The organism is Streptomyces sp. NPDC001056, assembly GCF_053598955.1.
Genome location: NZ_JBSFLI010000004.1, coordinates 329,902 through 336,568 on the forward strand (window position 1 = coordinate 329,902; position 6,667 = coordinate 336,568).

Genomic DNA, 6,667 nt, shown 5'->3' on the forward strand with positions numbered 1-6,667 from the left:
GTGGCGATGACCAGGGCGCGCAAGCCCAAGGACAGGGCGGCGTCGATGCGCCAGGGGTTCGGCCTGCTCGCGGTGCTCGGCGTGATCCTCGTCCTCGCCGGCCTCGTCGGCCTCGTCTACACCGGGGTGGCCACGCTCACCTCGATGCTGCTGTTCGGCTGGCTGCTGCTGATCGGCGGGATCGTCGGCCTGCTGCACGCGATCCAGGCCCGCGGCACCAACTACTTCTGGCTCGGCGTGATCGTCGCCGCCCTGAACATCGCGGCCGGTGTCGTCGTCATCCGGCTGCCCCACGCGGCCGCCGCCGCGCTGACCATGTTCGCCGCGCTGCTGTTCCTGTCCGCCGGCCTCTTCCGGTTGGTCGGCGGCATCGTCGTACGCGGCCCCCAGTTCGGCTGGACCCTGCTGCTCGGCGTCTTCGACCTGCTGCTCGGCGTCCTGGTCCTCGCCCACTGGCCCAGCAGCAGCCAGTACGTTATCGGCGCCTTCTTCTCGCTCGCCCTGCTCTTCGACGGCCTCGGCCTGATCGCCACCGGCTACGGCGGCCGCCGGATCGTCGGCCTCGTCAGTGAGCCGCGGTAGGCGCGGAAACGGTCCGACACGTGACGTTGTCATAAGCAGTCGGTCAGAAGGCGCTCGATACCCGGCGAGTTCTGGTCAGGTGCGCGGAGCGACGCCGATCGTTACCAACACTCGACGTGTGGTGACAATCGAGCGCGAGGGTGGCGACCGGACGATGGACAACCACGGGCGCGGGGGCGGCCCGCGCCCTACGGGGGGCGCCGAGCGGGCGCCCCACCCACTGCCGTACGAGGGCGTCTGGCGGTTCACCGCGGCCGCGGTGGACGCCTCGGTCCCGCAGGCCCGGCACGCCGTACGGGACCTGCTGCTGCGCCAGGGCGTACCGGTTTCCGAGGAGCTGGTGCAGGGCCTGCTGCTGATCGTCTCCGAGCTGGTCACGAACGCCGTGAAGCACGCGGCCCTCCTTTCGCCCATGCTGGCGGTGGAGGTCGCGGTCGGCGCCGAGTGGGTGCGGGTGTCCGTGGAGGACAACCATCCGTACCGCCCGACGGCCCTGGAGGCGGATCACGGCCGGACCGGTGGGCGGGGGCTGCTCCTGGTGCGCGAGGTGGCCCGGGAGGCGGGCGGGGTGGTCGACGTGGAGCACACGGCGAGCGGCGGCAAGGTGATCTGGGCCGCCCTGCCGCTCAAGCCCGCCTTTCCCTGAGCTTCGCTCCCGCGACGCCCCGAAGGCGTCACCAGCCCGCGGACGGACCCGTCAGCTCCCGGACCGCGGGGCGGGCCGCGTCCAGCACCGTCATGAACCAGGCGGAGAAGGTGTCCCGGGCGTGCCGCTCGGTCAGCTCGGCCGCGGTCACGAAGGCGGTCGCGGCGACCTCCCCGGGGTCCGGCGCGAGCGGCGTCTGCACCAGGCCGACGAACAGGTGGTTGAACTCCTGCTCCACCAGGCCCGAGGCGGGGTCCGGGTGGTTGTAGCGCACGGTGCCGGCCTCCGCCAGCAGCGACGGGGACACCCCCAGCTCCTCGTAGGTTCGCCGGGCGGCCGCCGCGAACGGGGCCTCGCCGGGGTAGGGGTGGCCGCAGCAGGTGTTGGACCACACACCGGGGGAGTGGTACTTGCCGAGCGCCCGCTGCTGGAGCAGCAGCCGGCCCTGCTCGTCGAAGAGGAACACCGAGAACGCGCGGTGCAGCTGTCCCGGCGGCTGATGGGCGGCGAGCTTCTCCTCGGTGCCGATGGTCACGCCCTTCTCGTCGACGAGTTCCAGCAAGATCGCCTGTGCGACGCCGTTCGACGAGCTGTGCGTCTCGGTGGCAGGTGTGATCGGCATACCCATCCTTCGCCTCGTTCTTCGCACCCCAAGTCTGCCGTACGAATCCGGCACTCCCGGCACTTCCCGGCACACCCGCATGTCAGAGCGTGCAACAGCACCGTGAGGGGGACCTGGTAGATCATCGTGCCCTGCGGCCGCCGGGGGGAACCGTCCCCGTGCTGTCGAACGGATGAACGGCTTCGGTGGCGGCCGAACGGCTTTCGCGGCGGGCCGGACGCCGGACCGGCTCAGTGGCAGAGCCGCGCCTCGTGCTCCGCGTGTCCGCCCGGCTCCAGCTGGAAGGTGCAGTGCTCGACGTCGAAGTGGGTGCCGATGCAGCCCTGCAACTCGTGCAGCATCTTCTCGTTCCCGATGGCGTTCAGCACGTCCGAGCTGACCACCACGTGCGCGGACAGCACCGGCATGCCGGAGGTGATCGTCCAGGCGTGCAGGTCGTGCACGTCCTCCACGCCGTCCAGCGCCAGGATGTGCGCCCGGACCTCCGCCATGTCGACGTTCTTGGGGGCCGCCTCCAGGAGCACGTCCAGCGTCTCCCGCAGCAGCTTCAGGGTCCTCGGTACGATCATCAGTCCGATGATCAGCGAGGCGATCGGGTCGGCCGCCTTGAAGCCGGTGAGCAGGATCACGGCGGCCGAGATCATCACCGCGACGGAGCCCAGCGCGTCGGCGGCGACCTCCAGGAAGGCACCGCGCACGTTCAGGCTCTCCTGCTGTCCGCGCATCAGCAGGGTGAGCGAGATGGAGTTGGCCACCAGACCGATCGCACCGAACACGATCATCAGACCGCCGTGGGTGTCCGCGGGGGCGACGAACCGCTGGACCGCCTCGTACAGGACGTAGCCGCCGACGCCGAGCAGCAGCAGGCAGTTGGCCAGGGCGGCGAGGATCTCGGCGCGGGCGTAACCGAAGGTGCGGTTGGCGCTCGCCGGGCGGTTGGCGAAGTGGATCGCGAGCAGCGCCATGCCGAGGCCCACCGCGTCGGTCGCCATGTGCGCGGCGTCCGCGATCAGCGCGAGGGAGTCCGCGAGGAGCCCGCCGGCGATCTCCACCACCATGATCGTGAGGGTGATGCCCAGGGCGATCCGCAGCCTGCCCCGGTAGGCGGCCGCGGCCGTGCCCGTGGGCGGCGCGTGGGTGTGCGCGTGCCCGTGATCGTGCCCAGCCCCCATGGCAGAACCGTCCTTCCGCGTCGTCCGGAGGCCAAGTGAACTACGGGCGGGGGGTATCGGGCAACGCGGTACTGAACACCGTTGTCATGTGCCCTGACCTGCGGAAACGATCCGCTGGTCAGGGCGTTGCGGCTGCTCGGGCAAGGCGGGTCTATCCGGCGTGGTGCAGCCGCCAGCCCTCCCAGGCCGAGCGCACCATCTCGCGCACGTCGCGGCGGGCGCGCCAGCCCAGTTCCCGGGCGGCGCGTTCGGCCGAGGCCACGGCGCGCGGCGCGTCGCCCGGCCTGCGGGGCTCCACGACGGGTTCCCTGCGGTCGCCGGTGACCTCGCCGATGACCGTGATCAGCTCCCGGACCGAGACGCCCTCACCGCGGCCGATGTTCAGCGTCAGATCGCCGGCCGGGGCGTCGTCCGCGAGGCGGCGCGCCGCGGCGAGGTGGGCCTCGGCGAGGTCGGCCACGTGGATGTAGTCCCGTACGCAGGTGCCGTCCGGGGTCGGGTAGTCGTCGCCGAAGATCCGGGGAGCCTCGTCGCGGGTGAGCCGGTCGAAGACCATCGGCACGATGTTGAACACGCCGGTGTCCGCGAGTTCCGGCGCGGCGGCGCCCGCCACGTTGAAGTAGCGCAGGCACACGGTGGAGATGCCGTGCGCCCGGCCGGCCGCCCGAACCAGCCACTCGCCGGCCAGCTTGGTCTCCCCGTAGGGGTTGACCGGGGCGCAGGGGGTGTCCTCGGTGATCAGGTCCACGTCCGGGTTGCCGTACACCGCGGCGGAGGAGGAGAACAGCAGCCGGCGGACGTCCGACGCGGCCATGGCGTCCAGCAGGGTCGCGAGGCCGCCGATGTTCTCCCGGTAGTAGCGGGTGGGCTCGGCGACGGACTCCCCGACCTGCTTGCGGGCGGCGAGGTGGACGACGCCGGTGACGCCGTACTCCGTGAGGACCTCGCCGAGACGGGCGGCGTCGAGCGTGGAGCCGGTGACGAGCGGCACGTCGGAGGGGAGCCGCGCGGGTACGGCGGCGGACAGGTCGTCCAGTACGACGACCTTCTCTCCGGCGCCGGCCATGGCGCGTGCCACGTGCGCCCCGATGTATCCGGCACCGCCGGTGATCAGCCACGTCATGTTTCCCCACCTTATGCTCCGCGGGTCCGGCCGGTCCGGTCGGTGCCCGGTGCCGGGGTGGGCCCGGTGCCGGGGTGGGCCAGGGCCGGGCCGGTCACCCGGTGCGGGAAGGCCGACTGCCCGCCGGACAGGTAGCCGTGGGCGACCGTGCGCACACCCCTCGTCGTCTCGCGTGTCCCGGTTGCCCGGGTCTGGGGCTGCGGTTTGTGGGGGCGGGGGCTGATCGCACATGATGATCGCGGCAAAGGGCGGGGCAGCGGGCGCGGGACGGGCCGTGAACGGCCGGTGAACACGGGCTTCGGTTCATCCGATACCCTCTGCCGACATGCCGCCCGGGCGCCGCAGGCAAGGCGCGCCCACCACGCAGAAGACCGGTGCCGTCGCGCCGGCACCCAGGGAGTGAGTTCGGTTGCCGACCGCCATCGTCACCGGTCAGCCGGTCCCCGGATCGTCGGTCGAGAGCGATCTGCGGTCCCTCGGCTTCGACGTCCGGACGGCGGAGAGCACCGCCGAGGCCGAGACCCTGCTCGCCGCCGCCCCCGCCGGTGACCGCGTCGCCGTGGTCGACGCCGGGTTCGTCGGTCATGTGCACGCCCTGCGCCTCGGTCTGACCGACCCCCGCTTCCCGCTCGCCGCCGTCCCCGGCGCCGTCACCGCCCAGCCGGCCGCCCGGCAGGCGCTGACCCGGGCCGTGGCCCGCGAGACCTCCTCGGGCGGCGGCACCGCGGTCGCCGTCGGCAGCCTCGCCGACCGCATCGTCACCGAGCTGGACGCCGACGGCAGCGAGGTGCACCGCCCCGAGCTGGGCAGCCTCGTCGCCGTCGTACCCGCCGACCCGCAGGCCCGCAACGAGGCGCGGCAGGCCGTCGCCGCCGTGGACGACGAGGCCGTACGCCTGAAGTCGGCCGTGAAGTCCCGCGACGGCTTCTTCACCACGCACTGCATCAGCCCGTACTCGCGCTACATCGCCCGCTGGTGCGCCCGCCGCGGTCTGACCCCGAACCAGGTCACCACCGCCTCGCTGCTCACGGCGCTGATCGCGGCCGGCTGCGCGGCCACCGGCACCCGCGGCGGTTTCATAGCCGCCGGCGTGCTGCTGATCGCCTCCTTCGTGCTGGACTGCACCGACGGCCAGCTCGCCCGCTACGCACTGAAGTACTCCACCCTCGGCGCCTGGCTCGACGCCACCTTCGACCGGGCCAAGGAGTACGCCTACTACGCCGGTCTCGCCCTGGGCGCGGCCCGCGGCGGCCATGACGACGTATGGGCGCTCGCGCTCGGCGCGATGGTCCTCCAGACCTGCCGGCACGTGGTCGACTTCTCCTTCAACGAGGCCAACCACGACGCCACCGCCAACACCAGCCCCACCGCCGCCCTCTCCGACAAGCTGGACAGCGTCGGCTGGACGGTCTGGGTGCGCCGGATGATCGTGCTGCCGATCGGCGAGCGCTGGGCGATGATCGCGGTCCTGACCGCGTTCACCACTCCCCGGATCACCTTCTACGCCCTGCTTGTCGGCTGCGCCTTCGCCGCCACCTACACCACCGCGGGCCGGGTGCTGCGGTCCCTGACCCGCAAGGCGCGCCGCACCGACCGCGCCGCGCAGGCGCTCGCGGACCTCGCCGACTCCGGCCCGCTCGCCGAGGCGGTCGGGCGCGTCGCCCGGCGGGGCCTGCCCGGCCTCGCCGTCCCCGCCGTCGCCCTCCTCGGCGGCGCCGCGGTCGTCGCCTGCTCGGCCTTCTCCCCGTACGGCTCGGTGGTGCCGGTGATCGGCGCCCTCGGCTACGTCCTCACCTCGGCCCTCGCCGTCGCCCGCCCCCTCAAGGGCGCCCTCGACTGGCTGGTCCCCCCGTTCTTCCGCGCCGCCGAGTACGGCACCGTCCTCGCCCTCGCGGGTAAAGCGGGCGTGAACGGGGCGCTTCCTGCGGCTTTCGGGCTGGTGGCGGCCGTCGCCTACCATCACTACGACACGGTGTACCGCATCCGCGGCAACGCCGGAGCGTCCCCGGCCTGGCTGGTGCGCTCCATCGGGGGGCACGACGGGCGCACCCTGCTCGTCGCCGTCCTGGCCGCGGCACTCACCGCCGCGCAGTTCAAGGCCGCGCTCACGGTGCTCGCCGTGGTCGTCGCCCTGCTGGTGCTCGTCGAGAGCATCCGCTTCTGGGTGTCCGCAGGGGCGCCCGCCGTACACGATGAAGGAGAAACCGCATGATCGGCCTCGTGCTGGCGGCCGGCGCCGGACGGCGTCTGCGCCCCTACACGGACACCCTGCCCAAGGCGCTGGTGCCGGTGGGGCCCGCGGGCATGGAGGGCGAGCCCACGGTTCTCGACCTCACCCTCGGCAACTTCGCGGAGATCGGCCTCACCGAGGTCGCGGTCATCGTCGGCTACCGCAAGGAGGCCGTCTACGCGCGCAAGGCCGCCCTGGAGGAGAAGTACGGCCTCAAGCTCACGCTCATCGACAACGACAAGGCCGAGGAGTGGAACAACGCCTACTCCCTGTGGTGCGGCCGGGACGCGCT

Annotated in this window: 8 protein-coding genes; 4 read left to right on the forward strand and 4 right to left on the reverse strand. The window is 72.6% G+C overall.

What is annotated here, in order from left to right; all coding sequences use genetic code 11:
• Window positions 1–6: 6 nt before the first annotated feature.
• Entirely contained in the window at window positions 7–582 is a 576-nt protein-coding gene (locus tag ACWDD7_RS07810; RefSeq protein ID WP_351878750.1) for an HdeD family acid-resistance protein, read from the forward strand.
• A gap of 154 nt (window positions 583–736) precedes the next feature.
• The gene (locus ACWDD7_RS07815) at window positions 737–1,228 is read left to right on the forward strand and encodes an ATP-binding protein (protein WP_392215792.1); all 492 of its coding nucleotides are present in this window, start codon (window positions 737–739) and stop codon (window positions 1,226–1,228) included.
• 28 nt (window positions 1,229–1,256) lie between these two features.
• On the opposite strand, the gene idi is transcribed toward ACWDD7_RS07815, so the two are convergent.
• From idi to ACWDD7_RS07835, 4 genes are all read right to left on the reverse strand, one after another.
• Window positions 1,257–1,850, reverse strand: a complete 594-nt coding sequence (gene idi, locus ACWDD7_RS07820; RefSeq protein ID WP_392215780.1) for an isopentenyl-diphosphate Delta-isomerase — start codon at window positions 1,848–1,850, stop codon at window positions 1,257–1,259.
• 230 nt (window positions 1,851–2,080) lie between these two features.
• Window positions 2,081–3,022 carry a cation diffusion facilitator family transporter gene (locus ACWDD7_RS07825; protein WP_351878756.1) on the reverse strand — a complete coding sequence of 314 codons (942 nt, stop codon included), beginning with the start codon at window positions 3,020–3,022 and terminating at the stop codon, window positions 2,081–2,083.
• Window positions 3,023–3,173: 151 nt separating this feature from the next.
• Entirely contained in the window at window positions 3,174–4,145 is a 972-nt protein-coding gene (gene galE / locus ACWDD7_RS07830; protein ID WP_450456725.1) for a UDP-glucose 4-epimerase GalE, read from the reverse strand.
• Window positions 4,146–4,156: 11 nt separating this feature from the next.
• On the reverse strand, window positions 4,157–4,300 hold the full coding sequence (locus tag ACWDD7_RS07835) for a hypothetical protein (protein ID WP_450456726.1): 144 nt from the start codon (window positions 4,298–4,300) through the stop codon (window positions 4,157–4,159).
• 254 nt (window positions 4,301–4,554) lie between these two features.
• Here ACWDD7_RS07835 and ACWDD7_RS07840 point away from each other — a divergent pair, with 254 nt between their 5' ends.
• Window positions 4,555–6,357, forward strand: a complete 1,803-nt coding sequence (locus tag ACWDD7_RS07840; protein WP_450456727.1) for a DUF5941 domain-containing protein — start codon at window positions 4,555–4,557, stop codon at window positions 6,355–6,357.
• On the forward strand, window positions 6,354–6,667 hold a 314-nt coding region (locus ACWDD7_RS07845), incomplete at its 3' end, for a sugar phosphate nucleotidyltransferase (protein ID WP_351878765.1). The genes ACWDD7_RS07840 and ACWDD7_RS07845, both read left to right, overlap by 4 nt.

Bases quoted from the DNA above. Each gene is read 5' to 3' on its own strand.
- ACWDD7_RS07810 (WP_351878750.1), top strand. From the start codon at position 7: ATGACCAGGGCGCGCAAGCCCAAGGACAGGGCGGCGTCGATGCGCCAG.
- ACWDD7_RS07815 (WP_392215792.1), top strand. From the start codon at position 737: ATGGACAACCACGGGCGCGGGGGCGGCCCGCGCCCTACGGGGGGCGCC.
- idi (WP_392215780.1), bottom strand. From the start codon at position 1,850: ATGCCGATCACACCTGCCACCGAGACGCACAGCTCGTCGAACGGCGTC.
- ACWDD7_RS07825 (WP_351878756.1), bottom strand. From the start codon at position 3,022: ATGGGGGCTGGGCACGATCACGGGCACGCGCACACCCACGCGCCGCCC.
- galE (WP_450456725.1), bottom strand. From the start codon at position 4,145: ATGACGTGGCTGATCACCGGCGGTGCCGGATACATCGGGGCGCACGTG.